This is a genomic window from Gemmobacter sp. 24YEA27 (assembly GCF_030052995.1).
Lineage (GTDB): Bacteria > Pseudomonadota > Alphaproteobacteria > Rhodobacterales > Rhodobacteraceae > Pseudogemmobacter.
Map to the genome: position 1 here is coordinate 1,793,918 of NZ_JASJPW010000001.1, position 26,867 is coordinate 1,820,784.

Genomic DNA, 26,867 nt, shown 5'->3' on the forward strand with positions numbered 1-26,867 from the left:
TGAGAATTTGGGTCAGGGGAAATCAGCTTCCTCCTGAAGGAAATATTCCCGTCGGAGGCATCCGACGATTCCCATCGGGAAATGCGGCCAGCCCCTTGCGCCTTGCGCGCCCGGGCGATAGGAAACCGGCGATTTTGGCGGGTGACTGAGAGCCCGCCTGTGTACAGAGCCCCAAAAGGGCCTCGGGGGGGTGCAGATGCCGCTTCTGGTAATGAAATTCGGGGGCACATCCGTCGCCGATATCGACCGTATCGCGAATGCCGCGAAGAAGGTGCAAAAAGAGGTCGAACGCGGCTATGACGTGATCGTCATTGTCAGCGCGATGTCCGGCAAGACCAATGAACTGGTCGGCTGGGTCGAGGGCACTTCGAAACTTTATGACGCGCGCGAATATGATGCGGTTGTGGCATCGGGCGAGAATGTCACCGCCGGTCTGATGGCGCTGCGCCTTCAGGAAATGGGCGTGCCTGCGCGTTCCTGGCAGGGCTGGCAGGTGCCGATCAACACCACATCGGCCCATAGCGCGGCGCGGTTCGTTTCTATCCCGCGCGAAAACCTTGATGCGAAATTCGCCGAAGGTTTCAAAGTTGCCGTGGTTGCGGGCTTCCAGGGGATCTCGCCCGAAGGGCGGATCACCACGCTGGGCCGGGGCGGCTCGGACACGACCGCTGTTGCCTTTGCCGCCGCTTTCGGGGCCGAACGCTGCGACATCTATACCGATGTTGATGGCGTCTATACTACCGACCCGCGCGTGAGCTCGAAGGCGAAGAAGCTCGACAAGATCGCCTTTGAGGAAATGCTGGAACTGGCATCTCTGGGCGCGAAAGTCCTGCAGACCCGTTCGGTCGAGCTGGCGATGCGCTACAAAGTGCGCCTCAGGGTGCTGTCCTCGTTCGAGGATACCGACGAGAACTCAGGGACCCTGGTCTGTGACGAGGAGGAAATCATGGAATCGAAAGTCGTAAGCGGCGTCGCCTTCTCGCGTGAAGAGGCCAAGATCACGCTGTTCACCATCGAAGACCGTCCGGGCGTCGCCCAGGCGATCTTTGGTCCGCTGGCCGAGGCCGGGGTCAATGTGGACATGATCGTGCAGAATATTTCGGAAAAGGACTATGACGAGCGCCATAGCGGTGCCGTCACCGATATGACCTTCTCCTGCCCGATCAACCAGGTCGAGCGCGCCAAAAAGGCGATGGAAGAGGCGAAGGCACGCGGCGAGATCGCCTATGACGAGCTGATCATCGACACCGATGTGGCCAAGGTCTCGGTTGTGGGTATCGGGATGCGCAGCCATGCCGGGGTTGCCGCGCGGACCTTCAAGGCGCTGGCGGCGGAAGGGATCAATATCAAGGTCATCGCGACCTCTGAGATCAAGATCTCGGTGCTGATCGACCGGAAATATCTGGAGCTGGCCGTTCAGGCGCTCCATGACGCTTTCGAGCTGGAAAAGGCCTGAGGCATCAGGCAGGAATGAGTTACTGAAGCCGCACCGGTCTGGTGCGGCTTTTTCATATATGGTGAATTTATGAAGAAATTCTCAGGGATTGCAGCAGTTTTGACGCTTGCGGCCTGTATCGGCCCGGATGGAAGCTCCCGGTTAGGTGCGGATCGCAGCCAGCAGGTCTTTACCTTTACGATGAACGGCGGCGGCAAAGGCAGCAGCTGCAGCGTAACCGGTGCAGGCGGTCGGGTTTCCAGCGGCACCAATTATCTGGGCGCACCCTATGTGACCATACGCGGCAATGTGCGCCAGGGCATGATTTTCTGCCAGGACGCGGCAGGTGGGCGCTATAGCACGGTGGTAAACCAGCAATCCCCTGCCGGTCTGCGCAATGTGGAGGCAAGCGCCTCTGTCATTGGGATGCGCCGGGACGCCTATCCGGTGCGGATGCTGGTCAGCGGCGGTGCTCAGAGCTTTTATCGCGCCTTTGTCCGGCTGCGCTGACGCCGGTCGCCGCGCGGGTCTGCCCGGCTCCACAATCTGCGAGCTGCCGCTTATTCAGGCTCTCCCGGTCACTCGCTGCGCTGCGGCGTCGAGCAACCGTTCCGTTTCCCGCAATCATGTGGTCTAAGGGGCGCAGACGCTTCGCAATTCCTGAAACCGGAGGTCGCGCCCCGATCATGCCCGAACGGACCGAGAGTGAGAGCCGCAGGCTGCTGCGGCGGTTGCGCGATGTGCTTGCCATGCCTGGAAAAGGCCAGGACAGGCTGGATCGCATCACCCATCTGATCGCCGATTCCATGGCGACCGAGGTCTGTTCGATCTATCTGTTCCGCGATGAGGAAACGCTTGAGCTGTTCGCCACCGAAGGGCTGAAGAAATCCGCGGTCCACAAGACGCGGATGCGGCTGGGCGAGGGGCTGGTGGGGCGCGTGGCGCGCACCGGTCTGCCGGTGAACACCGCCGATGCGCCCGCGGAAAAAGGCTTCCGTTTCATGCCCGAGACCGGCGAAGAGATCTTTTCGTCTTTCCTCGGCGTGCCGTTGCAGCGTGTGGGTGAGAAGCTGGGCGTGCTGGTCGTGCAGTCGAAAGAGGCGCGGGTGTTTTCCGAGGACGAGCTGGATGCGCTGGAAGTGGTGGCCATGGTGCTCGCCGAGATGACGGAACTGGGTGCCTTTGCCGGCGATGATGGCGGCGGGCGCCCGATCCACCGCCAGTCGCTGATGTTTCGCGGCACCTCCGGCCAGGAGGGCGCCTCCGAGGGCAAGGTCTGGCTGCATGAGCCGCGGGTGGTGGTGACGAACCCGGTCGCCGATGATCCTTTGCTGGAAATCGACCGGATCCGCGATGCGGTGGGGCAGCTCCGCATTTCGATCGATGACCTGCTGGAGGCCGAGCAGCTTGACAAGGACCAGAAGCAGGTTCTGGAAGCCTATCGCATGTTCGCCCATTCGCGCGGCTGGCTGAAACGGATGGAGGAAGACATCACCCTGGGCCTTTCGGCCGAGGCGGCGGTTGAAAAAGAACAATCGGCGGCGCGGGCGCGGCTGGAACAGGTGCCGGATGCCTACCTGCGTGAACGTTTGCAGGATCTTGACGATCTGTCGAACCGGCTCCTCAGGATCCTGACCGGGCAGGGCGCGGATACGGGCGCGGCGATGCCGGAAAACCCGATCCTGATTGCCCGCAATATAGGCCCGGCGGAACTGCTGGAATATGGCCGCCGGCTGAAAGGCGTGGTGCTCGAGGAAGGGTCGGTCGGCTCTCATGCTGCGATTGTCGCGCGCGCGCTGTCGATCCCGCTGGTGATCCATGCCGAAAGGATCAGCGCCGAGGCACTTAATGGTGATAATATCCTGGTGGATGGTGATCAGGGTATCGTGCATCTTCGGCCCGATGAGACCGTTTCGCGCGCCTTCCGGGACAAGATCGCTATGCAGGCCGAAGCCCAGAAACGCTATGCCTCGCTGAAAGGCCTGCCGGCGCAGGCGAAATGCGGCGCGGTGATCTCGTTGATGATGAATGCCGGGCTGATGGCAGATCTGCCGAGCCTTGAGGGATCGGGCGCCGAAGGGGTCGGGCTGTTCCGCACCGAATTGCAGTTCCTGATCCGCAACAAGATGCCGAAACGGGCCGAGCTCGCCTCGCTTTACACCCGCGTGCTGGAAGCGGCCGGCGGGCGGCGGGTCGCGTTCAGGACACTGGATATCGGGTCGGACAAGGTGCTGCCCTATATGAAGCCGAATGACGAGCCGAACCCCGCGATGGGCTGGCGCGCGATCCGGGTGGGGCTGGATAAGCCGGGCGTTTTGCGAATGCAGATGCAGGCGCTGATCCGGGCGGCGGCGGGGCGGCCTCTGACCGTGATGTTCCCCTTTGTCGCGGAATATGGTGAGTTCATGCAGGCGCGCGCCCAGGTCCTGGGCGAGATCCACCGTGAGAAATCGCTGGGCCATCCGGTGCCGGAGACGCTCGAGATCGGGGCAATGTGCGAGACTCCCTCGCTGGTTTTCGCGCCGAAGGCGTTTTTTGACCAGGTGGATTTTGTCTCGGTCGGAGGCAATGACCTGAAACAGTTCTTCTTTGCGGCAGATCGCGAGAATGAACGGGTGCGCAAACGCTATGACACGCTGAATGTCAGTTTCCTGACCTTCCTTGAGCAGATCATCGCGCGCTGCGCCGAGACCGAGACACCCTTGTCGTTTTGCGGCGAGGATGCCGGGCGGCCAGTCGAGGCACTGGTTTTGGCGGCGCTTGGCTTCCGGTCGCTGTCGATGCGGCCAGCCTCGGTCGGGCCGGTCAAGTCGCTGATCCGCAGTGTCGATCTGGGCGAGGTGCGGGCGGTGATCGAGGCGGGGCGTGCGGCGGGGGATGAAACGATCCGGCCGCGGCTGATGGCCTGGCTGGCGACACAGCCGGCCTGACAAGGCAGACCCCGGGAAGGTGAGGGGGCCAGCCCCCCCCGCGGCCAGGCCCGCGCTCCCCCCGGGGATATTTAAGGACAGATGAAAAGCGCAGCGCGAAAGCCGGAGCCGCAATGGATAGGGCCGCGAGGGGTGGGTTCAGGGATATGAGCGGCTGGTCAGAGGAAGGTCTTGCCGCACCAGGGCGCGGTTTCGTCGAATTCCGTCATGAGCTGCGGCAGGCTCTTGCGGCTGAGCAGTTTCTCGAACCGCTGGCCCATGGCCTGGACTTTCTGATCCCTGGTGCCTGGGACATAATCGAGCATCCGGACCGAGGCGGCCTGTGCCCCGCTGTAATCGGCGCGGGTGATATAGCCGGCCTGATAAAGCTCCTCCGAGGCGATGAACAGGAGCGCGGCGCAATGCAGCGCCTGGGCGGCGCGGCCCTGGATCACCAGGTCGGCCTTGACCGGCACGGCAAAGCCCAGCACCAGCGAAGACGCTGCGGCGAGGGCGAGGAGGCGGGGAAAGCCGCGATGGCGGAGCGCGGGGCGGAAGGGGCGGAAACGGGCAAAGCGCATCGGGGAAAACCTCTCCTGTATTCTGCCCGCAAATCTCGCATGGCTGGCAGGCGCGTATCCAATGACGAAAACCGTCATCTTGCGGTGATTTGACAAAGCAGAGGCGCGGAGGCAGGGTCTGGCGCCTGCGCCTCGCGGTTTGCGGCGCCCTCTCTCGCCCTGGTGTGATATGCCCGCCGACAGCCCGCCCTTTGCCGCCGAACCTGCGCCCTCGCCATCCTCGCAGCCTTCGCCCGGACCCGCCTCGAAACATGCGGTCACCTTTGTTCTGATCACGGTTTTTCTGGACATGATCGGCTTTGGTATCATCATGCCGGTCCTGCCGCGGCTGATCGAAGAGGTGGGCCATGTCGGGCTTGACCGTGCCTCAGAGATCGGGGGCTGGATGTTTGCGGCCTTTGCGGTCTCGCAATTCATCTGCTCGCCGCTGGCGGGGAACCTGTCCGACCGCTTTGGCCGCAGGCCGCTTCTGTTGTTGGCGGTGTTCGGGCTGGGGGCGGACTTCCTGCTTTCGGCCTGGGCGCCGACGCTGTTCTGGCTGTTTGTCGGGCGGGTGCTCGCCGGGGTCTGCGGCTCGAGCTGGGTCATCGCCAATGCCTATATCGCCGATGTGACCGCCCCCGAAGACCGCGCGCGCGCCTTCGGGCTGATGGGCGCGGCCTTTGGCGTGGGCTTTGTGATCGGGCCGGCGATCGGCGGCTTATTGGGAGAGATCGGCACCCGCATTCCCTTTATCGTCGCCGCCTGCGTCTCGTTCCTGAACTTCACCTATGGCTGGTTCGTGCTGCCTGAAAGCCTCAGCCCCGCAAAACGCCGCCGGTTCGAGCTGGCGCGCGCCAATCCCTTTGGCGCCTTCCGGGTCTTTCGCACCTATCCGGGGGCGGTGCCGCTCTGCGTGGTGCTCTTTGTCTTCTTCTTCGCCTCCTCGGTCTATCCGGCAATCTGGACCTTCTGGGGCATGGCGAAATTCGGCTGGTCCGAGGGCATGGTCGGGCTGACGCTGGCCGTGTTCGGCCTGGTGATGGCGGGGTTCCAGGGCGGGCTGACCGGGGTCTTCGTGCGCCGGTTTGGCGAGCATCGCACCGCACTGATCGGCCTCGTCTGCGCCAGTATCGCGGCCACAGGCTACGGGCTTGCCGGCGGGCTGGGCGTGGTGGTCTTTTTGATGTTCGTCCACGGGCCCGAGGGCCTGGTGCATCCGATGATCATGGCGATCATGTCCCGCCAGGTGCCCGAAAACGCACAGGGCGAGTTGCAGGGCGGTATTTCCGCCATCACCAATATCGCCATGCTGTTCGGCACGGTTTTCTTCTCGCAGATCTTCGGGCATTTCATGGCCGAGGGCCGCGAATGGCAATCGCCGGATGTGGCCTATTGGGTGGCAGGGGCCTGCCTCGCGCTTGCGCTTGTGCTGTTCATATGGCTGACAGGGACGACGGGGCGGAGCGCGACGGGGCGCGACACAGTAAAGGCAGCAGATAGATGAGCGAGCGGTTCAGCGGCAGTTTCACCCAGCAAGAGCCGATCCCGGAGGCAGGGATCGCGGCGGCGCTGGCGGTTTTGCGCCATGGACGGCTGCATCGCTATAATACGCTGGGCGACGAGATCGCCGAGGCCGCGCAACTTGAGGAAGAATTCGCGGCTTTCACCGGCGCGCGCTATTGCCTCGCTGTGGCTTCGGGCGGCTATGCGATGGGCTGCGCGCTCCGGGCCATGGGGCTGGCGCAGGGCGAGGCGGTTCTGACCAATGCCTTCACGCTCGCCCCCGTGCCGGGCGCGATCCAGGCCGCCGGCGGGCATCCGGTCTTTGTCGAGATCACCGAAGACCTGGTGCTGGACTTCGACGATCTGGCGGCGAAGGCCCGGGCAACCGGCGCGCGGATCCTGCTTTTGTCGCATATGCGTGGCCATAGCTGCGATATGGAGGCGCTGATGGCGCTTTGTGGCACGCTCGGCCTGATCGTGATCGAGGATTGCGCCCATACGATGGGGGCGGAATGGAACGGGGTCGCCTCGGGGCGGCATGGGCTGATCGGCTGCTATTCGACCCAGACCTATAAGCATATGAATTCCGGCGAAGGCGGGCTCCTGATCACGGATGATGCGGATATCGCTGCAAAAATGATCCTGCTCTCAGGCAGTTACATGCTCTATGCCCGGCACCGCGCCGCGCCCGGGCCGGAAGCGTTCAGGGATATCAGGCTTGATATCCCGAATGTCTCGGGGCGGATGGACAATCTGCGCGCGGCGATCCTGCGGCCCCAGGTCGGGCTGCTGGCAGAACGCCGCGCCCGCTGGACCGCGCTTTACGAGACGATGGAGCAGGGCCTCGCCGATACGCCCGGCCTCAGACTGATCCGGCGCCCTGCGGCCGAGCGCCATGTCGGATCGTCCTTCCAGTTCGCGCTGCCCGGTTGGGAGGCCGCGCGGATCGGGATGCTCTTGTCGCGCTGCGTCGCCCGGGGGTGGAGCTCAAATGGTTCGGGGTCGAAGAGCCGGTCGCCTTCACCTCGCGCTATCCGCATTGGCGTTATGCCGGCGAACAGCATTGCCCGAAGACCGACCGCATCCTCGCCGGCCTTGCGGATATGCGCCTGCCGCTGACCTTCTCGGTGGAGGACGCGGGTCTGATCGCCCGCATCATCCGGGAAGAGGTGCTGATCACCGGTCAGGCCGAGTATTTCGACGCGGGCGAAGCGCCGGTGATCGAATGAGCGCTGCTCGTATCCCGGAGCCTTGCTCTGGTCCGCAGGGGTTTTGAACCCTGACTGGCCCTTAGGATGATCCGCTCCGGTTGCGGACGGCACGTTCGGGCCCAGGCGCCAAAGATCCGGGCCAGATATTCGACGTCAGATCTGTCACGCCGGTTCCCCGACGTAAAAACAGGCTCAGATAACCCGCGGCACTGGCGTTACTGCGGGTAGGGGCTTTCGCCGCCAAGTGAGCCATTGGTGTGCCCGATCAGCACCTCGCAGAGGCAGGTCTCGGTGGTGCAGGCATCGCGGGCGGCGATGAAGGTCTCATCACGCGGTGGATTGCTGTGATCTGTCTCGGTGCCGGTCGCGTTTTCCAGCGCATAGACCCAGGCCGCGTCATCCAGATTGCCCATCAGCCAGAGCTCCTGCTCATCGTCATAGAGGCTGTCGCACATCAGCTTATGCGCGGGCAGCGTGGCCGGGGTCTCGCAATCGATGTCTGGCGCGATCGGATAGCTTTCGCCAAAGCGCACGAGGCTCTCTTGCAGCGCGCGGACGCTGATCCCGCAAATCCCCTGCGCGAGGGCCGGCGCGAGGCTGAGGGCAAAGCCCGACAGCAGGGCGATGAAGGGGGCTGTACGACGTACCGCCAGGGGGCAGTTCCGGAGAGGGGAGGACATTGCGATGCTCCGCTGTTGATCGGGACTGACCCAATGCGACCGGGGCGCTCCGGTCAAGGTCAGGAATAGCACCGGATAATTTCCTACTGTTTTTCATGGGAATACGGGGGTAATCACTTTCGTGATTCCTTTGCCTGCGACTTTCTGACGCCGGGGCCAGCAACTTTGCCGCGATGCAGAACGGCATAAATTCTTTTTCGGATGCGGCCACGTCCAAGGCAGCAAAACAAGGGTGATCCCCCTTCGGAAGGGTGGGAAAACCCCGCTCCATCGGTTGACCCCGGGCGGGGGCAGGGGTAAAGCGAACCAATGAGTGCAAGCGGGTCGAAAAAGGGTCCGCAGGCTCGCTGACGCCAGCTGAAGGAGCATCTCGTGGACACGCTTCTCCGAGAGTATCTTCCGATTGTCATTCTGCTCGTGATCGCGGTGGGGCTTGGCCTCGTCCTGATCCTCGCTGCTGCGGTGATCGCAATCCGGAACCCGGACCCTGAAAAGGTCTCGGCCTATGAATGCGGGTTTAACGCATTCGATGACGCCAGGATGAAATTCGATGTCCGGTTCTATCTGGTCTCGATCCTGTTCATCATCTTTGACCTTGAGGTCGCTTTCCTCTTTCCCTGGGCGCTTGCGTTCAGCGAGATCTCGATGACCGCATTCTGGTCGATGATGGTGTTCCTTGGCGTGCTGACCATCGCTTCGCCTATGAATGGAAGAAGGGAGCTCTCGAATGGGAGTGATGACCGGAGCCAACACGGTGGGGCTGGACCGCGACGGCGATGTCGCGGCCTTCTCGCGTGATCTGCAGGATAAAGGCTTCCTGCTGACCTCGACCGAGGATGTGATCAACTGGGCCCGGATCGGATCTTTGCACTGGATGACCTTTGGTCTGGCCTGCTGCGCGGTCGAGATGATCCAGATGTCGATGCCGCATTACGACGTGGAACGCTTTGGCATGGCGCCGCGCGCTCGCCCCGGCAGTCGGATCTGATGATCGTGGCCGGCACGCTGACGAACAAGATGGCGCCCGCATTGCGCAAGGTCTATGACCAGATGCCCGAGCCGCGCTATGTCGTGTCGATGGGCAGCTGCGCCAATGGCGGCGGCTACTACCATTTACAGCTATTCGGTGGTGCGCGGCTGTGACCGTGTGGTCCGGTCGATGTCTATGTGCCGGGCTGCCCGCCCACGGCCGAGGCGCTGCTCTATGGCTTGTTGCAATTGCAGCGGAAGATCCGCCGCACCGGCACTCTGGTGAGGTGAACAGGATGTCTGGACGCGCTGAACGAACTCGGAGCCACCATCGCCCTGCGCCAGCCCGACGCGGTGCTGTCGCATTCCGTGGCTCATGGCGAGCTGACGCTGCTGGCGACGCCGGCGCATCTTCTTGCGCTGATTGAATATCTGCGGGACGAGGCGACCTGTCGCTTTTCGACGCTGATCGACATCACAGCGGTCGATTATCCGGAACGCCCGGCGCGTTTCGATGTCGTCTACCATTTCCTGTCGATGTACCGGAACCAGCGCATCCGCGTGAAAGTCGCGCTGCGCGAAGAGGAAATGATCCCCTCGCTCACGAGCCTGCATCCAGGTGCCAACTGGTTTCGAGCGCGAGACCTTCGACATGTTCGGGATCATCTTCCAGGGCCATCCCGACCTGCGCCGCATCCTCACCGATTACGGTTTCCGTGGCCATCCGCTGCGCAAGGACTTCCCCACCACCGGCTATGTCGAAGTGCGCTATGACGAAGTGCAGAAGCGCGTCGTCTACGAGCCGGTGAAGCTGGTGCAGGAATATCGCCAGTTCGACTTCATGTCCCCCTGGAAGGCGCGGAATATATCCTTCGGGCGACCAGAAAGCGGAGGCACCGAAATGATGGACGCACCGGCAACGGCCTTGGCTCTCAGGATATGCGCCGAACTTCTATTGATGACGGCTCGATGGATATCGAGACCTCGGAACAGCGGATCCGCAATTTCAACATCAACTTCGGCCCGCAGCACCCTGCGGCCCATGGCGTGCTGCGTCTGGTGCTGGAGCTGGATGGCGAGATCGTTGAACGCGCCGACCCGCATATCGCCTGTTGCATCGCGGCACCGAGAAGCTGATGGAAAGCAGGACCTACCTGCAGAACCTGCCCTATTTCGACCGCCTCGACTATGTGGCGCCGATGAACCAGGAACATGCCTGGTGTCTGGCGATTGAAAAGCTGACCGGCACTGTGGTGCCTCGTCGTGCGAGCCTCATTCGGGTGCTCTATTCGGAAATCGGCCGCATCCTGAACCATCTGATGAACGTCACCACCGGCGCGATGGACGTTGGTGCGCTGACGCCGCCCTCTGGGGCTTTACGCGCGCGAAGAACTGATGCAGTTCTATGAGCGCGCCTGCGGTGCCCGTCTGCACGCGGCCTATTTCAGGCCGGGCGGCGTCCACCAGGATCTGCCGCCGAAGCTGATCGACGATATCGAGGCCTGGTCGCAGACCTTCCCGAAACTCGTCGATGACCTTGACGGGCTGATCACCGAGAACCGCATCTTCAAACAGCGCACCGTCGATATCGCGACCGTGTCGGAACAGGACGCGCTGGACTGGGGATTCTCAGGGGTGATGGTGCGCGGATCGGGCCTTGCCTGGGATCTTCGTCGTGCGCAGCCCTATGAATGCTATGACGAGTTCACCTTCCAGGTGCCGGTCGGCAAGAATGGCGACTGCTATGACCGCTATCTCTGCCGGATGCTGGAGATGCGGGAATCCGTCAAGATCATCCAGCAGGCCATCGCGAAACTGCGCGAGCCTGCGGCCCAGACCGATGTGATGGCGCGCGGCAAGCTGTCGCCGCCGAAGCGCGGCGAGATGAAGACCTCGATGGAGGCGCTCATCCACCATTTCAAACTCTATACCGAAGGCTTCCACGTCCCCGCGGGCGAAGTCTATGCCGCGGTCGAGGCGCCCAAGGGCGAATTCGGCGTCTTCCTGGTAGCAGATGGCACGAACAAGCCTTACCGCGCCAAGATCCGCGCGCCGGGCTATGCCCATCTCCAGGCGATGGATTACCTTGGCAAGGGCCACCAGCTGGCCGATGTTTCGGCGATCATCGCGACGATGGATATCGTGTTTGGTGAGGTGGACAGATGATGGCACGTTTCGCGGCGGCTCTTCTGGCGCTGGCCCTGCCGGTCGCGGGCTTTGCCCAGACCGCCGAACTCGGGGAAGAGGCAAAGCAGCTCGCCGCCGCCATCGCGGCAGAGGGCTGTGTGCTGACCCAGGCCAATAATGACGCCGTTCAGAACCGCCTGACCGGGATGAATGACGAGAGCGCCATGGCGGCCTCGGTTCAGCTGATCATCGGCGGTTTCCTTGTGGAAGAGGGGCAGGGCGCCTTCCGCCTCAAGGGGCTTGGCTGCTGATGCTGTACCGTCTTGCCCCCCTTGCCGTGATGCTGCTGGCCGGGCCCGCGCTTCTCCCGGCGTCTGCTCAGGAGGCGCCGCCCGCTGGCACCGACTGGAAGGCGCTTCTGACCGAGACGCTCGAAGCCCATGGCTGCACGATGACCGAAGAAGAAGCGGCGACCCTCTTGCCGCCGCTTGGGTTCAGCGAAGACTGGACTGCCGTGGTCGTCGAAGAAATGCTTGCCGACGGATCGGCGGAGCTGGAGGAGAATACCTGGGCCCTGACCGTGAAAACGGAGAAATGCCCCTGATGCTGCTGGTCGGGCTCATCCCTGTTTTGGTCCTGACCCCCTTCTTTGTGCATGGTCCCTTCGGGCTCCTGTACATCAAAGCCGTTTTTTCTTTCGTCGGGATCATCTGACATGCTGCGCCGCCTTTACCACGAGCAACCTGCGAGTTTCGCCTTCACGCCCGCCAACCTGGCCTGGGCCGAGGGGCAGATCAGCAAATATCCCGAAGGGCGCCAGGCCTCGGCGGTCATCCCGCTGTTGTGGCGGGCGCAGGAACAGGAAGGCTGGCTGACCAGGCCCGCAATCGAATATATCGCGACCATGCTGGGTATGGCGAATATCCGCGTGCTTGAGGTCGCGACCTTCTACTTCATGTTCCAGCTGCAACCGGTTGGCTCTGTTGCGAATATCCAGATCTGCGGCACCACGTCCTGCATGATCTGCGGCGCAGAAGAGCTGATCGAGGTTTGCAAAGAGCTGATCGCACCGGCGCCGCATACGGTTTCCGCCGATGGCAAATTCAGCTGGGAAGAAGTCGAATGCCTCGGTGCCTGCGCCAATGCGCCGATGGCCCAGATCGGCAAGGATTACTACGAAGACCTGACGCCCACGGTGCTGCGCGGTCTGATCGCGCGCTTCCGCGACGGCGAAGTGCCGCAGCCCGGCTCGCAAAGCGGACGCTATTCATCGGAGCCGGTCACCGGCCTGACCTCGCTGGCCGATTATAAGGGCAAGGGTCTGGCGCTGAACGGTTCGGTGCAGCGCGCAGTGGATATCGGCGAGACGGTCAAACGGATCGACGGCACCGAAGTGGCGCTCAACCTGTCCTGGATCCGCAATCGCGAGGGCGATGTGGCGCTGGCAGAAAAGCCCGCCGCTGAGCCTGCCGCGAAACCGGCTGCCAAAACAGAGGAGCCGGTGGCGGCAGAGGGCAAACAGCCCGAAGCGCTGCAGGGGCCGCGCGGCGGCGCGGCGGATGACCTCAAGGAAATCGAAGGTATTGGCCCGGTGCTGGAACGGCTTTGCCATGAGCTCGGCTTTTTCCATTTCGACCAGATTGCCGGCTGGAGCGATGACGAAGTCACCTGGGTTGACCACAATCTCAAGGGCTTCAAAGGCCGCGTGACCCGTGACAAATGGGTGGCGCAGGCGAAACTGATTATGGCTGAAGGTCTGGACGCATTCCGCATCCGGGCAAAGACCAACGATTACTGAGGGCGGGGGGCATGACAGGGCCATCGGCACATGACATCAAGCGCGGGCGCCAGGTGCGCCTTGTGGCTGTTGTCATTGCGGCGACGATGATCCTGTGGATGGGCGGGCAATGGCTCGGCGGGCATTTCGGCTGGGAGACGCGGTTTGTGTTCCTCTTCGATCTCGCAGCGATTGCCGGTTTCATCTGGGCTCTGGCCGTGACGTATCAGATCTGGCGCGGGCGCCGGGCGTAAGGAGAGCGAGCGATGCTCAAGGATCAGGACCGCATCTTCACGAACCTCTACGGGATGCATGACCGCTCCCTCAAAGGGGCAATGGCGCGCGGCCATTGGGATGGCACGGCGGATATCATGTCCAAAGGCCGTGACTGGATCGTGGATGAGATGAAGAAGTCGGGCCTGCGCGGGCGCGGCGGTGCGGGCTTCCCAACGGGGATGAAATGGTCCTTCATGCCGAAGGTCTCGGATGGGCGTCCGGCCTATCTGGTCGTGAATGCCGACGAATCCGAGCCTGCGACCTGCAAAGACCGCGAAATCATGCGCCATGATCCGCATACGCTGATCGAAGGCTGTCTGATCGCCGGTTTCGCGATGAATGCGGTTGCCGCCTATATCTATATCCGTGGTGAATATGTCCGCGAGAAAGAGGCGCTGCAGGCGGCAATCGACGAGGCCTATGACGCTGGTCTGATCGGGCGCAATGCCTCGAAATCCGGCTATGATTTCGACGTCTATCTGCATCATGGGGCAGGGGCCTATATCTGCGGCGAGGAAACCGCGCTTCTGGAAAGCCTTGAAGGCCGCAAGGGCATGCCCCGGATGAAGCCGCCTTTCCCGGCGGGGGCGGGTCTTTATGGCTGCCCGACGACGGTGAACAATGTCGAATCCATCGCCGTGGCGCCGACCATCCTGCGCCGTGGCGGCGAATGGTTCGCGGGCTTTGGCCGTCCGAACAATGCCGGCGTGAAGCTTTTCGCGATGTCGGGTCATGTGAACGCGCCCTGCGTGATCGAGGAAACGATGTCGATCCCGATGCGCGAGCTGATTGAGAAACATGGCGGCGGCGTGCGTGGTGGCTGGAAGAACCTGAAAGCGGTGATCCCGGGCGGAGCATCCTGCCCGATCCTGACTGCCGATATGTGCGAAAACGCCATCATGGACTATGACGGCATGCGCGAGCTGAAATCCTCGTTCGGCACCGCCTGTATGATCGTGATGGATCAGTCGACCGACGTGATCAAAGCGATCTGGCGCCTGTCTAAATTCTTCAAGCACGAATCCTGCGGCCAGTGCACGCCGTGCCGCGAAGGCACCGGCTGGATGATGCGGGTCATGGACCGTCTGGTGACCGGCGATGCCGAGGTCGAAGAGATCGACATGCTGTTCGAGGTTACCAAACAGGTTGAAGGTCACACGATCTGCGCCCTTGGCGACGCTGCTGCCTGGCCGATCCAGGGTCTGATCCGCAATTTCCGCGAGGAAATCGAAGATCGCATCAAGGCGAAGCGCACCGGCCGCATCTCGGCCGCGCTGGCTGCGGAGTAATCATGGCCCTTCGCGCAATCCTCAACATGACGGCCTCCGCCCGCAGCCTTCCGGCTGTGGCGCTGGCGCTTGTCCTGTCGGGCTGCGCGGTGATCCATACGCCGCTGCCGGAAACGGTGACGCCGGGCCGGTATCAGGTCCAGGTCGACGGCCAGACCCTTCAGGGCGAGGTTCGCCCCGGCCCGGAAGGGCTGCAGATCACCGTGGTCGGCGCGCGCCCGATTGGGGGGCAGGAGATCCGGGTGACGACCGCCGGTGGACTGCGCAATGATCAGGGCGCGCTGGCCAAGAAAGCCGCCCGCGCGACCTGTGCGGCCGCAGGCGGCCAGTTCCGCGAAAAAGCCATCGGGAAATATGATCGGGCAGGCGCCTGGGCTTTTGCCGGAGGCTGCGCATGATCACGGGATGTTTCAGCCAGCAGAGTTCACGGAAACGGCACGAAGCCGTGCGTTTTGATGCGCCTGTCGCTCTGGCAGAATGGGGCGCCGGTCACTTGACCGGGGCAACCTGTGGAGCATCCGTTATGACATCTGTGAAAATTCTTGCTGTATCGCTGGTGATTGCCGCAAGCGCCGGCGCCGCTGTGGCACGTACGCCGATCAACCAGGAAGCGCATATCAACAACACATTGCGCCAGGGCTTCATCGCTGATGCGATTGCCGATAATTGCCCGACCATGCGGCCGAGAAAGCTGCGCGCGCTGAATGAGCTGACCAAGCTCAGGGATTATGCGCTGAAACAAGGCTATACGCGCCAGGAAGTCACCGCTTTCGTCGAGAGCAAGACCGAGAAAAAGCGCGGCAAGGCCGAGGCTGCGGCCTGGCTGAAAAAGGCGGGCGCTGAACCGGGCAAGACCCAGGCCTATTGCGCGGTCGGCGAGGCGGAAATCGCGAGAAACAGCCTTATCGGCTATTTGCTGAGGTCGACCAGATGACCAAAGGCAAAACCCCGCGCGGCATTCCCGGCTTTCATCTCGCTTCGTTCAATTTCGGGCTTTTGCGCCACGACTGGGACGCGCCCGAGATCGCAGATTTCGCCAATGGGCTGGATCTGGTGAATGGTGTGGCCGAACGCGCGGCGGGCTTTGTCTGGCGTCTGGAGGATGGTGCGATGGAGGCGGCGCAGGCCGATCCGGCCTCGCCGTTCCAGGGCAATCCGCGCATGGCCTCGACGCTTTCGGTCTGGGCGGATGCGGACAGCCTTGGCGCTTTCGTGTGGAACACAGTCCACCGGCAGTTCTACGCCCGTAAGGGTGAATGGTATGATGCGCCCGGCGCTTTGGTTCTGTGGTGGGTGCCGGAAGGCCACCGCCCGGATATGGCCGAGGGCTATGCGCGGTGGCAGCACCGCAATGAATTTGGAGACAGCGACCAGGCCTTCGGCTGGTCGTATCTGGAAGAGGCCGCGACATGGACAGCCCATGCCTGCGACCGGATCGCGGCGGAGTAGGCGCAGATGTCGAATCTGAAAAAAATCAACATCGACGGGACCGAGCTGGAGATCGACGGCTCGATGACGATCATCCAGGCGGCGGAAGTGGCCGGGATCGAGATCCCGCGTTTCTGCTATCACGAGCGGCTGTCCATCGCGGGCAATTGCCGGATGTGTCTGGTCGAGGTCGTGGGCGGCCCGCCGAAACCGGCGGCCTCCTGTGCGATGCAGGTGAAAGATCTGCGTCCGGGCCCGAATGGCGAGGCGCCGGTCGTCAAAACCAGATCGCCGATGGTCAAGAAGGCCCGCGAAGGGGTGATGGAGTTCCTCCTGATCAACCATCCGCTGGATTGCCCGATCTGCGACCAGGGCGGCGAATGCGATCTGCAGGACCAGGCCATGGCTTACGGCGTAGATTTCTCGCGCTACCGCGAGCCGAAACGGGCCTCTGACGAGCTGGATCTTGGCCCGCTGGTCAAGACCGCGATGACGCGCTGTATTTCCTGCACGCGCTGCGTGCGGTTCACCTCGGAAGTTGCGGGCATCACCCAGATGGGCCAGACCGGGCGGGGCGAAGACAGCGAGATCACCTCCTATCTGAACATGACGCTGGACAGTAACCTTCAGGGCAATATCATCGACCTCTGCCCGGTTGGCGCGCTGACCTCGAAGCCCTACGCTTTCTCGGCCCGCCCCTGGGAGCTCACGAAGACTGAGACCATCGACGTGATGGACGCGCTTGGCTCGAACATCCGCGTCGACACCAAGGGCCGCGAAGTGATGCGCATTCTGCCGCGCAACAATGACGCGGTGAATGAGGAATGGATTTCGGACAAGACCCGGTTCATCTGGGACGGTCTGCGCCGCCAGCGCCTCGACACGCCCTATGTGCGGGTGGATGGCAAGCTGCGCAAGGCGACCTGGGGCGAGGCGCTTGAGGCGGCTGCAGCGGCGATGAAGGGCAAGAAGATCGTGGGTCTGGTGGGCGATCTGGCCCCGACCGAAGCGGTTTACAGCCTTAAGAAACTGATCGAAGGCCTTGGCGGCAAAGTGGAATCGCGCACCGATGGCGCGCGTCTGCCGATTGGCAATCGTTCGGCCTATGTCGGCAATGCGACGATCGAAGATATCGACAACGCAAAGATGATCCAGCTGATCGGCACCAATCCGCGTGTCGAAAGCCCGGTTCTCAATGCAAGGATCCGCAAGGCCTGGACCAATGGTGCAACCGTGGGTCTGGTCGGTGAAGCGGTTGATCTGACCTATGACTATGTGCATGTCGGCTCTGACCGTGCGGCTCTGGTCGAACTGTCGGGCAAAGAGATCCCGGATGCGACCCGCGATGCGCCGTCGATTGTGATCGTCGGGCAGGGCGCGATCAATGAGGCTGATGGCGAGGCGGTTCTGGCCCATGCCATGAAGCTCGCCGAGACGTCGAATTCGAAGCTTTTGATCCTGCATACGGCCGCTGCCCGCGTCGGCGCGCTGGATGTCGGCGCCGTGACTGATGGCGGCATGGCGGAGGCAGTGCTGGGCGCTGAAGTGATCTTCAACCTCGGTGCGGATGAGGTCGAGATCGCGCGTGAAGCGACCGAAGCCGGCGCGGCCCCCTTCGTGATCTATCAGGGCAGCCATGGCGATCGTGGTGCGAACCGCGCCGACATTATCCTGCCGGCCGCGGCCTTCACTGAAGAAAACGGTTTGTTCGTCAATACCGAAGGGCGGCCGCAGCTTGCGTTCCGTGCCGGATTTGCGCCGGGCGAGGCCCGTGAGAACTGGGCGATCCTGCGCGCACTTTCGGGTGAGCTGGGCGCGAAACTGCCCTGGGACAGCCTCGCCGGGCTTCGTGCCGCGCTGATCGCCGACCACCCGCATCTGGGTCTGGTCAACGAGGTCGTGGAAAATGAATGGCAGCCGCTTGAGCTTCGGATGCCGGCGCGTGCGGGCTTCCGCAATGCGATCCGCGATTTCTATCTGACGAACCCGATTGCCCGCGCAAGCCAGGTCATGGCCGAGCTTTCCGCCCAGGCCCAGGCCCGGGCCAATGCGCCCCTCGCAGCGGAGTAAGTCAGGCATGCGCCAGCTCTCTGCCCTCACGCTTTTCCCGGTCGCCCTGGCGGCTCTGGGGGCCTGCGCGGGGGATGGAGAGGGGGCCGCCATGTCGGGCAAAAAGGGCTATCTCGGCATTCAGACCGTGCTTCTGGATGGTGATATGGTCAGTTTCCGCGTCGCCATGAAGGGGACGCAGGATGGCAAGGATATCGAGGATTATGCCCGTTGCGCAGCTGCGCAATATGCATTGATCCGGGGTGCCGGTTTCGCCCGCCATGTGCGGACGAATGTTGCAAAATCCGGCGATACGCTAAGGGGTGACTCGGTCTGGCTGGTTTCAGCCGCGCTGCCCCGCGGTGTGAAAACGATTGACGCCGAAGTGACGGTGCAGGATTGCGGCGCATTGAGGATCCCGACGGTCTGAGGGGCAGCCCCCGGACAAAAGGCATAAAGACAGCGGTCCGGAAAACGGACTGAGAGGACGGTAGGAAGATGGACGGATTTTTCTCGACGGGGCTAGGCACGGCGGTCATTCTGATCGCGCAGTGTCTTGCGGTGGTCGCCTTCGTCATGATCTCGCTGATCTTCATGGTCTATGGCGACCGGAAGATCTGGGCGGCGGTGCAGGTGCGGCGCGGCCCGAACGTGGTCGGCCCCTGGGGGATCCTGCAGACCTTTGCCGATGCACTGAAATATGTGCTGAAGGAAATAGTGGTCCCTGCGGGTGTTGACCGCCCGGTCTATTTCCTTGCTCCGATCCTGTCTTTCGTGCTGGCGCTTCTGGCCTTCGCGGTGATCCCGTTCGATTACGGCTGGGTGCTGGCGGATATCAACGTCGCGATCCTCTTTGTCTTCGCCGTCTCCTCGCTTGAGGTCTACGGCGTTATCATGGGCGGCTGGGCGTCGAACTCGAAATACGCGTTTCTTGGCGGTCTGCGCTCTGCCGCGCAGATGATCTCGTACGAGGTCAGCCTCGGCCTGATCATCATCGGTCTGATCATTTCCTCCGGCTCAATGAACATGTCCGACATCGTGCGCGCTCAGGATACCGGCTACGGCTTCCTCGGCTGGTACTGGCTGCCGCATTTCCCGATGCTGGTTCTGTTCTTCGTCTCGTCTCTGGCGGAAACCAACCGCCCGCCGTTTGACCTTCCGGAAGCTGAATCCGAACTCGTCGCCGGCTTCATGGTCGAATATTCCTCGACGCCCTATCTTCTGTTCATGGCGGGTGAATATATCGCCATCTTCCTGATGTGTGCGCTGATCAGCCTGTTCTTCTTCGGCGGCTGGCTTTCCCCGATCCCCGGCATCGCCGATGGCTGGTGGTGGATGGTTGCCAAGATGTGGATGTGGTTCTTCATGTTCGCGATGGTGAAGGCCATAGTGCCGCGCTACCGCTACGACCAGCTGATGCGGATCGGCTGGAAAGTCTTCCTGCCGCTGTCCCTTGGCTGGGTCGTCCTGGTGGCATTCCTTGCAAAATTCGAAGTGCTTGGCGGCTTCTGGGCCCGCTGGGCGGTTGGGGGCTGAGGCAAATGGCCAATATCGACTGGAACCGCGCCACGCGCTATTTCCTGATGATGGATTTCATCAAGGGCTTTGCGCTTGGGATGAAGTATTTCTTCAAGCCGAAACCCACCATCAACTATCCGCATGAAAAGGGGCCACTTTCGCCCCGTTTCCGCGGTGAGCACGCTTTGCGCCGTTACCCGAATGGCGAAGAACGCTGCATCGCCTGCAAGCTTTGCGAGGCGATTTGCCCGGCCCAGGCCATCACGATCGATGCGGAACCGCGCGAAGACGGCTCGCGCCGCACCACGCGCTACGATATCGATATGACGAAATGCATCTATTGCGGCTTCTGCCAGGAAGCCTGCCCGGTCGATGCCATCGTTGAAGGCCCGAATTTCGAATTTTCGACCGAGACCCGCGAAGAGCTGTTCTACAACAAGGACAAACTCCTTGAGAACGGCGCGCGGTGGGAGGCCGAGATTGCCCGCAATCTCGAACTCGACGCACCTTACCGTTAAGCCAGACCCCCCAACCGGAGACCCGGCCAGGCCATGAGCAGACTTGAATCAGCAATTACCGGAGCGGCGGGCGGGGCAATCACCTTCGCCCTTGTCGCTCTGTTTGCTGGCGGGATGCTCAGAGGCGATCCGGGGGGCAGGGGGCAATCGGCCCGGCCGGCGCCGCAGGCCCGGCAGGGCCAGAAGGCCCGTCCGGACCCCAGGGTCCCGGCGGCGTGCAGGGGCCCGTTGGCCCGGCCGGCCCGCAAGGCGTCGAAGGTGTTGCCGGCCCGCAGGGGCCGCAGGGCGAGATCGGTGTCCAGGGCCCCGAAGGCCCCGCTGGCCCGCAGGGTGTGGCGGGCTATGGCGATCCGGGGCCGGATGCGCTGCTTCTCGTGCGCCGTGTGGGCGGCTGCCCCACCGGCTGGAACCCGGCAGGAGAGGTTGTGCTGAACGCATCTCCCGATTATGCGGGCAGCGCCGACCAGGAACGCTCGAACCCAGGGGTCGTGACTTCGGCAACCACGGGCTTTGCCAATGTCAATTTCTTCCTCTGCCAGCAGGGGAATGCCGGCGGGTCCGGCGGGGAGGGCGCGGAATGAACGAAGCCTATGCCAAAATGCTGAGCCAGATGATGGAAAGCAGCCAGGAGATGCTGAAAAGCTTCAATCCGGGCATGGCCTCGGTCACGGAAAGCATGACCGAAGGCATGAAAGCGGGCGGCTTTGACAAGCTGTTTCTGACCATGCCGGCGGATCTGATGGAAATGTGGTTCGGCAAGACCTTTAACCGCGAGGGGCTCGACAGCCGCACGCGGCTTCTGGTGACGCTGGCCGGGCTGACGGTGCAGGGGGCGTTGCTGCCCGCAGGCGCCGGCGAGCCGCAGATCAGGGTGACGGTCCGGCATGCGCTGGAAGCCGGCGCCACGGAACGCGAGATCGCCGAGGTGATCTGGCAAATGAGCATGTTCGGCGGTTTGCCCGCCATGAGACAGGCGCTGGACATTGCCCAGTCCGTCTTTGACGAGAGGAAGGAAGCTAGCAAATGACCGTCGCGGTTTTTGCCTTTTATGTCTTTGCGCTGGTGACCATTGGCTCGGGCCTGATGGTGACGTTCAGCCGCAATCCGGTGCATGCGGTGCTCTGGCTGATCTCGGCCTTTGTCGGCGCGACCGGGCTTTTCGTGCTTTTGGGCGCGGAATTCATCGCGATGCTTCTGCTGATCGTCTATGTCGGCGCGGTCGCGGTGCTGTTCCTCTTCGTCGTAATGATGCTCGACGTCGATTTCGCGGCGCTGAAAGGCGAGATGGCGCGGGCCATGCCGCTCGCGCTGCTGATTGGCGTCGTGCTGCTGATGCAGATCGGGATCGCCTTCGGGTCCTGGCGGGTGTCTTCCGGCGCCAGCCTCACGAACCCGACTCCTACGGATGTCGACAATGCGCGCGCCATCGGTCTGTTGATCTATGACCGCTATATCTACCTCTTCCAGGCCGCAGGCCTTGTGCTGCTGGTCGCGATGATCGGGGCGATCCTGCTGACGCTGCGCCACCGCACCGGCATCAAGCGCCAGAATGTGCTGCATCAGATGTGGCGCGACCCGGCCCAGACCATCGAGATGAAAGACATCAAACCGGGGCAGGGGCTCTGATCCATGATCTTCGCGGGGTTCATCATCGCAGGGGCTGCAGTCCCGCCGGCGGTCTCGCCGGCGCGGACCTGCCTGTCTGCCAGGATGAAACCTGTGGCCAATGCTGTCCGGGGCAGGTGTTGCGCCGGATCTGAAACCACCGGGCCGAATGTGGGAGGCAGGATCTGATGCTGCGCCTCTCGGCCTTGTTCACCTGTCTCGCGGGCACTTCCCAGGCGCTGACCCCTTTGCCGCCCTGTGGCGGTGTCGAGGCGGGCATGCGCACGGGGGCTCCGGCGCAGATTGCCGGTGCCGGCATCGTGGTCGAGCAATATCGGCAGAATATTACCAGCCATGGGGATCTGGCCGAGGCAGATACCCCGCCTGTCGGGGCCCTTGCGGGCTTCATCGGGCTGCGTGTCAGCCATTGCGCCACCGGGCGTTTTGTCGCGATCCCGGGTGCGAGCGACAGTTACGCCGTGGCAGAACAGCTTGCTGCCAGCGCGGTTTTGCGCGACAGCCTCGCGACAAAGCGCATGGTCACTGCGGGCCAGATGATCGGCGCGACAAAGGCCAGCTATGGCCGGGTGATCGTTCTTCGGGAAACCGACGAGACCTGCGCCTGCAACACTTACTTTCCGGATCTGCGCGCCAAAGGGATGACCCCTTACAAAGAGCGCAACGATCTGGGGCAATAACGGGCGAGAGCGCCTGAGGGACGGATGAGATGGCAGTAGGCATTGAACATTACATCATGGTGGCGGCGACTTTGTTCGTCATCGGGATCTTCGGTCTCTTCCTCAACCGGAAGAACGTGATCGTCATCCTGATGTCGATCGAGCTGATCCTCCTGTCGGCCAATATCAGCTTTGTGTCTTTCTCGTCCTTCAACGGCGATCTGACCGGGCAGATCTTCACGCTCTTCGTGCTGACGGTCGCCGCGGCCGAGGCCGCCATCGGCCTCGCCATCCTCGTCGTCTTCTTCCGCAACCGCGGAACGATTGACGTCGAAGACGTGAATGTGATGAAGGGCTGAGAGAATGGTTCAGATTGTCTTTTTCGCTCCGCTGATCGGGGCCATTCTCTGCGGCTTCGGCTGGCGGTTCATCGGTGAGAAACCAGCACAGGTTCTGACCACAGCGGCGGTCTTTCTCGCGGCAGCGCTGAGCTGGGTCATCTTTCTTGGCTTTGACGGCGAGACCTATAAGATCACGCTTTTGCGTTGGGTCGAAAGCGGCACGCTTGCGACCGAATGGGCGATCCGCGTTGACCGGATGACCGCGATTATGCTGGTCGTCGTCAACTCGGTCTCGGCTTTGGTCCATCTCTATTCGTTCGGCTATATGGCCCATGACGAGAACTGGACGGATGACGAGCCTTACCGCGCGCGTTTCTTCGCCTATCTCTCGTTCTTCACCTTCACCATGCTGACGCTGGTGACCGCCGATAACCTTCTCCAGATGTTCTTTGGCTGGGAAGGGGTGGGGGTCGCCTCGTACCTGCTGATCGGTTTCTACTGGAAGAAACAATCCGCCGGTGCTGCGGCGATGAAGGCTTTCATCGCGAACCGGGTCGGTGACTTCGGCTTCATCCTTGGCATCGCGGGCCTTTACCTCTTGACGGATTCGATCCAGTTCGACCAGGTCTTTGCCGCGATCCCGGGCAAGTCCGAAGTGACGCTGCGCTTCCTCTGGACCGACTGGAATGCGGTGAACCTGATCGCCTTCCTGCTATTTGTCGGCGCGATGGGGAAATCGGCGCAGCTGTTCCTGCACACCTGGCTGCCGGATGCGATGGAGGGGCCGACGCCCGTCTCCGCGCTGATCCATGCTGCAACCATGGTGACTGCAGGCGTCTTCCTGGTTTGCCGCATGTCGCCGGTCTTTGAATATGCGCCCTATGCCACCGGCTTCATCACGGTGCTGGGGGCAACGACCGCCTTCTTTGCCGCGACCGTGGGTCTGGTGCAAAACGACATCAAGCGCGTGATCGCCTATTCGACCTGTTCGCAGCTGGGCTATATGTTCGTGGCGGCAGGCGTTGGCGCCTATCCGGTCGCGATGTTCCACCTCTTCACCCACGCCTTCTTCAAAGCGATGCTGTTCCTTGGCGCCGGTTCGGTGATCCATGCGACCCATCACGAGCAGGATATGCGCTGGTATGGTGGTCTGAGGAAAAAGATCCCCTTCACCTTCTGGATGATGATGATCGGCACGCTCGCCATCACCGGTGTCGGTATCCCGCTGACCTATTACGGCTTCGCAGGTTTCCTGTCGAAAGACGCCGTGATCGAAAGCGCCTATATCGGGTCGGACTACGCCTTCTGGCTGCTTGTCATCGCCGCCGGCATGACCAGCTTCTATTCCTGGCGGCTGATGTTCCTGACCTTCTACGGCACCAGCCGCGCCGATCAGAAGCCTCAGGACGAAAACGCGCATGACCATGCGCAGGATCATGGTCACTCCCATGGCCATGATGATCACGGGCATGACCACGGGGCTGATCACGGGCACGGCCATCACCACGAGCCGCATGAAAGCCCGCTGGTCATGCTGATCCCGCTGGCAGTCCTGTCGCTCGGCGCTCTGTTCTCGGGGATGATCTGGTACAAGGTCTTCTTCGGCGACGAAGAAAAGATGCGGACCTGGTTCGGGATGGAGCAGCTTGCGGCCCATCACGTCGAGGAGGGCCATGCTGAACCTGCCGCCGATCAGGCTACGGCGGGTGAGACGGCGCATGCCGAAGCTGAAGCTGCGGGCGATGCGCTGACGGCTGAGGAGGCGGCAAATGCGGCAGCTCAGGCTGAGGCTCTTGCAACGGTGGATGCCGGTGTGACCGATCCGGGTGAAGCGGTCGAAGCCGCGGATCACGGCGCGGCGCCGGCTGAGTCCCATGGTGTGGCGCCCAAAGGCGCGCTTCTGATGCTGCCTTACGGTGCCGATGAGCAGGCCGTGGTCGACATCCGCGTCGACGCAGCAAAGGTCGAAGCCTCGGGCCATGCGCCGAACACCATCATCGCGGCGGCCCATATGGTGCCGTCCTGGGTCAAGGTCTCGCCCTTTGTCGCGATGCTGATCGGTCTGACCCTGTCCTGGCTCTTCTACATCAGGAACCCGTCCTGGCCGCGCCGTCTGGCAGAGCAGCAGCGCCCGCTCTACCTCTTCCTCCTGAACAAATGGTATTTCGACGAGGTTTATAATTTCGTCTTCGTCAAAGGTTCGAAAGCCCTTGGCCGGCTGTTCTGGAAGAATGACGTCAAGGTCATTGACGGAACCATCAACGGGGTGGCGATGGGGATTATCCCCTTCTTCACCCGCCTCGCAAATCGCGCCCAGTCGGGCTTTGTCTTCCACTATGCCTTCGCCATGGTGCTCGGGATTGTTGCCCTGGTCACCTGGATGACGCTTTTCGGTGGCGCCAGGTAAAGGGGCCCGGGATCCATGGCACAACAACTCCTCAATATCATCCTCTTCCTGCCGCTGGTGGCCGCGCTGATCATGGCGCTGTTCCTGCGCGGCGATGACGAGGCCGCACGCGGCAACGCCAAATATCTGGCGCTGTTCGCGACCATCGCAACCTTCCTTGCCAGCCTCTTCCTGCTGGCGGAGTTCGATCCGTCGAACCCGGATTTCCAGTTCGTCACGGAACGTGACTGGATCCTCGGCCTGAAATGGCGGCTTGGCGTCGATGGGATCTCGATCCTCTTCGTCATGCTGACGACCTTCCTCATGCCGCTGGTGATCTGGTCGGCCTGGGATGTGACGAAACGCGTCAAGGAATATATGATCGCGTTTCTGATCCTGGAAACGCTGATGATCGGCGTGTTCTGCGCGCTGGATCTGGTGATGTTCTACCTTTTCTTCGAGGCAGGGCTGATCCCGATGTTCCTGATCATCGGGGTCTGGGGCGGCGTGAACCGCATCTATGCGGCGTTCAAATTCTTCCTCTACACCTTCCTCGGGTCCGTCCTGATGCTGGTGGCGATGATCTTCATGTATATGGATGCGGGCACCACCTGTATCGGTGCCTGTGGCGAGGGCCAGGTCTCGCTTCTGACCCATACTTTCAGCTTCGAGGCCTTTGACCTTCTGGGGATCCATGTGGTCGGCGGTGTGCAGACGCTGCTGTTCCTCGCGTTTTTTGCGAGTTTCGCGGTCAAGATGCCGATGTGGCCGGTTCACACCTGGCTGCCCGATGCCCACGTTCAGGCGCCGACCGCGGGGTCGGTAATCCTGGCGGCGGTGATGCTGAAAATGGGCGGCTACGGGTTCCTGCGGTTCTCGCTGCCGATGTTCCCGGTGGCCTCTGATCTGCTGGCGCCGCTGGTCTACTGGATGTCGGCGATTGCGGTGGTCTATACCTCGCTGGTCGCTCTGGTTCAGTCGGATATGAAAAAGCTGATCGCCTATTCCTCGGTCGCCCATATGGGTTACGTGACCATGGGGATTTTCGCGATGAACCAGCAGGGCGTCGATGGCGCGATCTTCCAGATGATCAGCCACGGCTTCATCTCGGGCGCTTTGTTCCTTTGCGTCGGCGTGATCTATGACCGGATGCATACCCGCGAGATCGACGCCTATGGCGGCCTTGTGAACCGGATGCCGGCCTATGCGATGGTCTTCATGTTCTTCACCATGGCCAATGTCGGCCTTCCCGGCACCTCTGGCTTCGTGGGCGAGTTCCTGACGATCATGGGCATCTATCAGGTCAACACCTGGATCGCCTTCTTCGCGGCTTCGGGCGTGATCTTCTCGGCCTCTTACGCGCTCTGGCTCTACCGCCGGGTGGTTTTCGGCCAGCTTACGAAAGACAGCCTGAAGCTGATCACCGACATGACCGCGCGTGAGAAACTGATCTTCGCGCCCCTGGTGGCGATGACCCTGTTCCTCGGCATCTATCCGAGCGCGGTCACCGATATCATCGGCCCGTCCGTGACCCATCTGATCGAGAACTACCGTGCCGCTCTGCCCGTTCTGGCTGAGCAGGCGGCAATGCACTGAGGAAGCGCGA

Annotated in this window: 25 protein-coding genes and 5 pseudogenes; 28 read left to right on the top strand and 2 right to left on the bottom strand. The window is 62.2% G+C overall.

The annotated features are described in order from the left end of the window. Positions 1-196 precede the first annotated feature (196 nt). The 3 genes from QNO18_RS08890 (at position 197) to ptsP (ending at position 4,365) form a co-directional block, all read left to right on the top strand. Complete coding sequence (locus QNO18_RS08890; RefSeq protein ID WP_283177382.1) at positions 197-1,456, top strand: aspartate kinase; 1,260 nt, start codon at positions 197-199, stop codon at positions 1,454-1,456. Between the two features lie 69 nt (positions 1,457-1,525). Beyond that, positions 1,526-1,945 (top strand): hypothetical protein, encoded by a 420-nt coding sequence (locus QNO18_RS08895; RefSeq protein WP_283177383.1) that lies wholly within the window; start codon positions 1,526-1,528, stop codon positions 1,943-1,945. Positions 1,946-2,121: 176 nt separating this feature from the next. After that, positions 2,122-4,365, top strand: coding sequence for a phosphoenolpyruvate--protein phosphotransferase (gene ptsP, locus QNO18_RS08900; RefSeq protein ID WP_283177384.1), 2,244 nt, complete (start codon positions 2,122-2,124; stop codon positions 4,363-4,365). Positions 4,366-4,523: 158 nt separating this feature from the next. Here ptsP and QNO18_RS08905 read toward each other — a convergent pair whose 3' ends face one another. After that, complete coding sequence (locus QNO18_RS08905) at positions 4,524-4,925, bottom strand: hypothetical protein (protein ID WP_198837555.1); 402 nt, start codon at positions 4,923-4,925, stop codon at positions 4,524-4,526. Positions 4,926-5,094: 169 nt separating this feature from the next. Between QNO18_RS08905 and QNO18_RS08910 the strand changes: the two genes are divergently transcribed. Together QNO18_RS08910 and QNO18_RS08915 are read left to right on the top strand one after the other, a co-directional pair. After that, positions 5,095-6,411: a TCR/Tet family MFS transporter gene (locus tag QNO18_RS08910; protein WP_283177385.1), complete on the top strand. Its 1,317-nt coding sequence runs from the start codon at positions 5,095-5,097 to the stop codon at positions 6,409-6,411. After that, positions 6,408-7,639: pseudogene (locus QNO18_RS08915) on the top strand (DegT/DnrJ/EryC1/StrS family aminotransferase). The gene QNO18_RS08910 and the pseudogene QNO18_RS08915 overlap by 4 nt, the downstream one beginning before the upstream one ends. A 197-nt stretch (positions 7,640-7,836) precedes the next feature. On the opposite strand, the gene QNO18_RS08920 reads toward QNO18_RS08915, so the two are convergent. Further along, positions 7,837-8,301 (bottom strand): hypothetical protein, encoded by a 465-nt coding sequence (locus QNO18_RS08920; protein WP_283177386.1) that lies wholly within the window; start codon positions 8,299-8,301, stop codon positions 7,837-7,839. Between the two features lie 372 nt (positions 8,302-8,673). Here QNO18_RS08920 and QNO18_RS08925 point away from each other — a divergent pair. The 23 genes and pseudogenes from QNO18_RS08925 to QNO18_RS09040 all read left to right on the top strand — a co-directional run bounded on the left by QNO18_RS08925 (position 8,674) and on the right by QNO18_RS09040 (position 26,857). After that, positions 8,674-9,038, top strand: a pseudogene (locus QNO18_RS08925) (NADH-quinone oxidoreductase subunit A). Continuing rightward, a pseudogene (locus QNO18_RS25655) lies at positions 9,029-9,561 on the top strand (NADH-quinone oxidoreductase subunit B family protein). The pseudogenes QNO18_RS08925 and QNO18_RS25655 overlap by 10 nt, the downstream one beginning before the upstream one ends. A 9-nt stretch (positions 9,562-9,570) precedes the next feature. After that, positions 9,571-10,143: pseudogene (locus QNO18_RS08940) on the top strand (NADH-quinone oxidoreductase subunit C); the annotation flags it as partial. A 96-nt stretch (positions 10,144-10,239) separates the two neighbouring features. Further along, a pseudogene (locus QNO18_RS08945) lies at positions 10,240-11,436 on the top strand (NADH-quinone oxidoreductase subunit D). Next, positions 11,436-11,708, top strand: coding sequence for a hypothetical protein (locus QNO18_RS08950; RefSeq protein ID WP_283177388.1), 273 nt, complete (start codon positions 11,436-11,438; stop codon positions 11,706-11,708). Before QNO18_RS08945 ends, QNO18_RS08950 begins: the two are co-directional and overlap by 1 nt. Continuing rightward, positions 11,708-12,001 (top strand): hypothetical protein, encoded by a 294-nt coding sequence (locus tag QNO18_RS08955; protein ID WP_283177389.1) that lies wholly within the window; start codon positions 11,708-11,710, stop codon positions 11,999-12,001. The genes QNO18_RS08950 and QNO18_RS08955 overlap by 1 nt, the downstream gene beginning before the upstream one ends. Positions 12,002-12,112: 111 nt before the next feature. Then, the gene (gene nuoE / locus QNO18_RS08960; RefSeq protein WP_283177390.1) at positions 12,113-13,195 is read left to right on the top strand and encodes an NADH-quinone oxidoreductase subunit NuoE; all 1,083 of its coding nucleotides are present in this window, start codon (positions 12,113-12,115) and stop codon (positions 13,193-13,195) included. Between the two features lie 11 nt (positions 13,196-13,206). After that, positions 13,207-13,428 (top strand): DUF5337 domain-containing protein, encoded by a 222-nt coding sequence (locus QNO18_RS08965; RefSeq protein ID WP_198837547.1) that lies wholly within the window; start codon positions 13,207-13,209, stop codon positions 13,426-13,428. A gap of 12 nt (positions 13,429-13,440) precedes the next feature. Continuing rightward, positions 13,441-14,739 (top strand): NADH-quinone oxidoreductase subunit NuoF, encoded by a 1,299-nt coding sequence (gene nuoF, locus QNO18_RS08970; protein WP_092896273.1) that lies wholly within the window; start codon positions 13,441-13,443, stop codon positions 14,737-14,739. Positions 14,740-14,741: 2 nt separating this feature from the next. Beyond that, positions 14,742-15,137, top strand: a complete 396-nt coding sequence (locus QNO18_RS08975; RefSeq protein ID WP_283177391.1) for a hypothetical protein — start codon at positions 14,742-14,744, stop codon at positions 15,135-15,137. A gap of 125 nt (positions 15,138-15,262) precedes the next feature. Beyond that, positions 15,263-15,673 carry a DUF5333 domain-containing protein gene (locus QNO18_RS08980; protein WP_283177392.1) on the top strand — a complete coding sequence of 137 codons (411 nt, stop codon included), beginning with the start codon at positions 15,263-15,265 and terminating at the stop codon, positions 15,671-15,673. Beyond that, positions 15,670-16,188 (top strand): DUF3291 domain-containing protein, encoded by a 519-nt coding sequence (locus QNO18_RS08985; protein WP_283177393.1) that lies wholly within the window; start codon positions 15,670-15,672, stop codon positions 16,186-16,188. The genes QNO18_RS08980 and QNO18_RS08985 overlap by 4 nt, the downstream gene beginning before the upstream one ends. 6 nt (positions 16,189-16,194) lie before the next feature. After that, positions 16,195-18,237, top strand: coding sequence for an NADH-quinone oxidoreductase subunit NuoG (gene nuoG / locus QNO18_RS08990; RefSeq protein ID WP_283177394.1), 2,043 nt, complete (start codon positions 16,195-16,197; stop codon positions 18,235-18,237). A 7-nt stretch (positions 18,238-18,244) separates the two neighbouring features. Then, positions 18,245-18,646, top strand: a complete 402-nt coding sequence (locus QNO18_RS08995; protein WP_283177395.1) for a hypothetical protein — start codon at positions 18,245-18,247, stop codon at positions 18,644-18,646. Between the two features lie 68 nt (positions 18,647-18,714). Then, positions 18,715-19,752: an NADH-quinone oxidoreductase subunit NuoH gene (gene nuoH, locus QNO18_RS09000; protein WP_112308903.1), complete on the top strand. Its 1,038-nt coding sequence runs from the start codon at positions 18,715-18,717 to the stop codon at positions 19,750-19,752. Positions 19,753-19,757: 5 nt separating this feature from the next. Next, positions 19,758-20,252: an NADH-quinone oxidoreductase subunit NuoI gene (gene nuoI / locus QNO18_RS09005; RefSeq protein ID WP_283177396.1), complete on the top strand. Its 495-nt coding sequence runs from the start codon at positions 19,758-19,760 to the stop codon at positions 20,250-20,252. A 215-nt stretch (positions 20,253-20,467) separates the two neighbouring features. Further along, positions 20,468-20,833, top strand: coding sequence for a hypothetical protein (locus tag QNO18_RS09010; protein ID WP_283177397.1), 366 nt, complete (start codon positions 20,468-20,470; stop codon positions 20,831-20,833). Beyond that, positions 20,830-21,279 (top strand): carboxymuconolactone decarboxylase family protein, encoded by a 450-nt coding sequence (locus tag QNO18_RS09015; RefSeq protein ID WP_283177398.1) that lies wholly within the window; start codon positions 20,830-20,832, stop codon positions 21,277-21,279. The genes QNO18_RS09010 and QNO18_RS09015 overlap by 4 nt, the downstream gene beginning before the upstream one ends. Beyond that, complete coding sequence (locus QNO18_RS09020; RefSeq protein WP_283177399.1) at positions 21,276-21,878, top strand: NADH-quinone oxidoreductase subunit J; 603 nt, start codon at positions 21,276-21,278, stop codon at positions 21,876-21,878. Before QNO18_RS09015 ends, QNO18_RS09020 begins: the two co-directional genes overlap by 4 nt. Before the next feature lie 167 nt (positions 21,879-22,045). Further along, the gene (locus tag QNO18_RS09025; RefSeq protein ID WP_283177400.1) at positions 22,046-22,555 is read left to right on the top strand and encodes a hypothetical protein; all 510 of its coding nucleotides are present in this window, start codon (positions 22,046-22,048) and stop codon (positions 22,553-22,555) included. A 29-nt stretch (positions 22,556-22,584) separates the two neighbouring features. After that, positions 22,585-22,893 (top strand): NADH-quinone oxidoreductase subunit NuoK, encoded by a 309-nt coding sequence (gene nuoK / locus QNO18_RS09030; RefSeq protein ID WP_092896299.1) that lies wholly within the window; start codon positions 22,585-22,587, stop codon positions 22,891-22,893. Between the two features lie 4 nt (positions 22,894-22,897). Then, complete coding sequence (gene nuoL, locus QNO18_RS09035; RefSeq protein ID WP_283177401.1) at positions 22,898-25,282, top strand: NADH-quinone oxidoreductase subunit L; 2,385 nt, start codon at positions 22,898-22,900, stop codon at positions 25,280-25,282. 15 nt (positions 25,283-25,297) lie between these two features. Beyond that, positions 25,298-26,857: an NADH-quinone oxidoreductase subunit M gene (locus tag QNO18_RS09040; protein WP_283177402.1), complete on the top strand. Its 1,560-nt coding sequence runs from the start codon at positions 25,298-25,300 to the stop codon at positions 26,855-26,857. Positions 26,858-26,867: the final 10 nt, after the last annotated feature.

Coding starts and splice junctions, on each gene's coding strand:
- QNO18_RS08965 (WP_198837547.1), top strand. CDS start 13,207: ATGACAGGGCCATCGGCACATGACATCAAGCGCGGGCGCCAGGTGCGC.
- QNO18_RS09020 (WP_283177399.1), top strand. CDS start 21,276: ATGACCGTCGCGGTTTTTGCCTTTTATGTCTTTGCGCTGGTGACCATT.
- QNO18_RS08905 (WP_198837555.1), bottom strand. CDS start 4,925: ATGCGCTTTGCCCGTTTCCGCCCCTTCCGCCCCGCGCTCCGCCATCGC.
- nuoI (WP_283177396.1), top strand. CDS start 19,758: ATGGCCAATATCGACTGGAACCGCGCCACGCGCTATTTCCTGATGATG.
- QNO18_RS08975 (WP_283177391.1), top strand. CDS start 14,742: ATGGCCCTTCGCGCAATCCTCAACATGACGGCCTCCGCCCGCAGCCTT.
- QNO18_RS09025 (WP_283177400.1), top strand. CDS start 22,046: ATGCTGCGCCTCTCGGCCTTGTTCACCTGTCTCGCGGGCACTTCCCAG.
- nuoL (WP_283177401.1), top strand. CDS start 22,898: ATGGTTCAGATTGTCTTTTTCGCTCCGCTGATCGGGGCCATTCTCTGC.
- QNO18_RS08955 (WP_283177389.1), top strand. CDS start 11,708: ATGCTGTACCGTCTTGCCCCCCTTGCCGTGATGCTGCTGGCCGGGCCC.
- nuoE (WP_283177390.1), top strand. CDS start 12,113: ATGCTGCGCCGCCTTTACCACGAGCAACCTGCGAGTTTCGCCTTCACG.
- QNO18_RS08920 (WP_283177386.1), bottom strand. CDS start 8,301: ATGTCCTCCCCTCTCCGGAACTGCCCCCTGGCGGTACGTCGTACAGCC.
- ptsP (WP_283177384.1), top strand. CDS start 2,122: ATGCCCGAACGGACCGAGAGTGAGAGCCGCAGGCTGCTGCGGCGGTTG.
- QNO18_RS09040 (WP_283177402.1), top strand. CDS start 25,298: ATGGCACAACAACTCCTCAATATCATCCTCTTCCTGCCGCTGGTGGCC.
- QNO18_RS08910 (WP_283177385.1), top strand. CDS start 5,095: ATGCCCGCCGACAGCCCGCCCTTTGCCGCCGAACCTGCGCCCTCGCCA.
- QNO18_RS08985 (WP_283177393.1), top strand. CDS start 15,670: ATGACCAAAGGCAAAACCCCGCGCGGCATTCCCGGCTTTCATCTCGCT.
- QNO18_RS09015 (WP_283177398.1), top strand. CDS start 20,830: ATGAACGAAGCCTATGCCAAAATGCTGAGCCAGATGATGGAAAGCAGC.
- QNO18_RS08980 (WP_283177392.1), top strand. CDS start 15,263: ATGACATCTGTGAAAATTCTTGCTGTATCGCTGGTGATTGCCGCAAGC.
- nuoF (WP_092896273.1), top strand. CDS start 13,441: ATGCTCAAGGATCAGGACCGCATCTTCACGAACCTCTACGGGATGCAT.
- nuoG (WP_283177394.1), top strand. CDS start 16,195: ATGTCGAATCTGAAAAAAATCAACATCGACGGGACCGAGCTGGAGATC.
- QNO18_RS08950 (WP_283177388.1), top strand. CDS start 11,436: ATGGCACGTTTCGCGGCGGCTCTTCTGGCGCTGGCCCTGCCGGTCGCG.
- QNO18_RS08890 (WP_283177382.1), top strand. CDS start 197: ATGCCGCTTCTGGTAATGAAATTCGGGGGCACATCCGTCGCCGATATC.
- nuoH (WP_112308903.1), top strand. CDS start 18,715: ATGGACGGATTTTTCTCGACGGGGCTAGGCACGGCGGTCATTCTGATC.
- QNO18_RS08995 (WP_283177395.1), top strand. CDS start 18,245: ATGCGCCAGCTCTCTGCCCTCACGCTTTTCCCGGTCGCCCTGGCGGCT.
- QNO18_RS08895 (WP_283177383.1), top strand. CDS start 1,526: ATGAAGAAATTCTCAGGGATTGCAGCAGTTTTGACGCTTGCGGCCTGT.
- nuoK (WP_092896299.1), top strand. CDS start 22,585: ATGGCAGTAGGCATTGAACATTACATCATGGTGGCGGCGACTTTGTTC.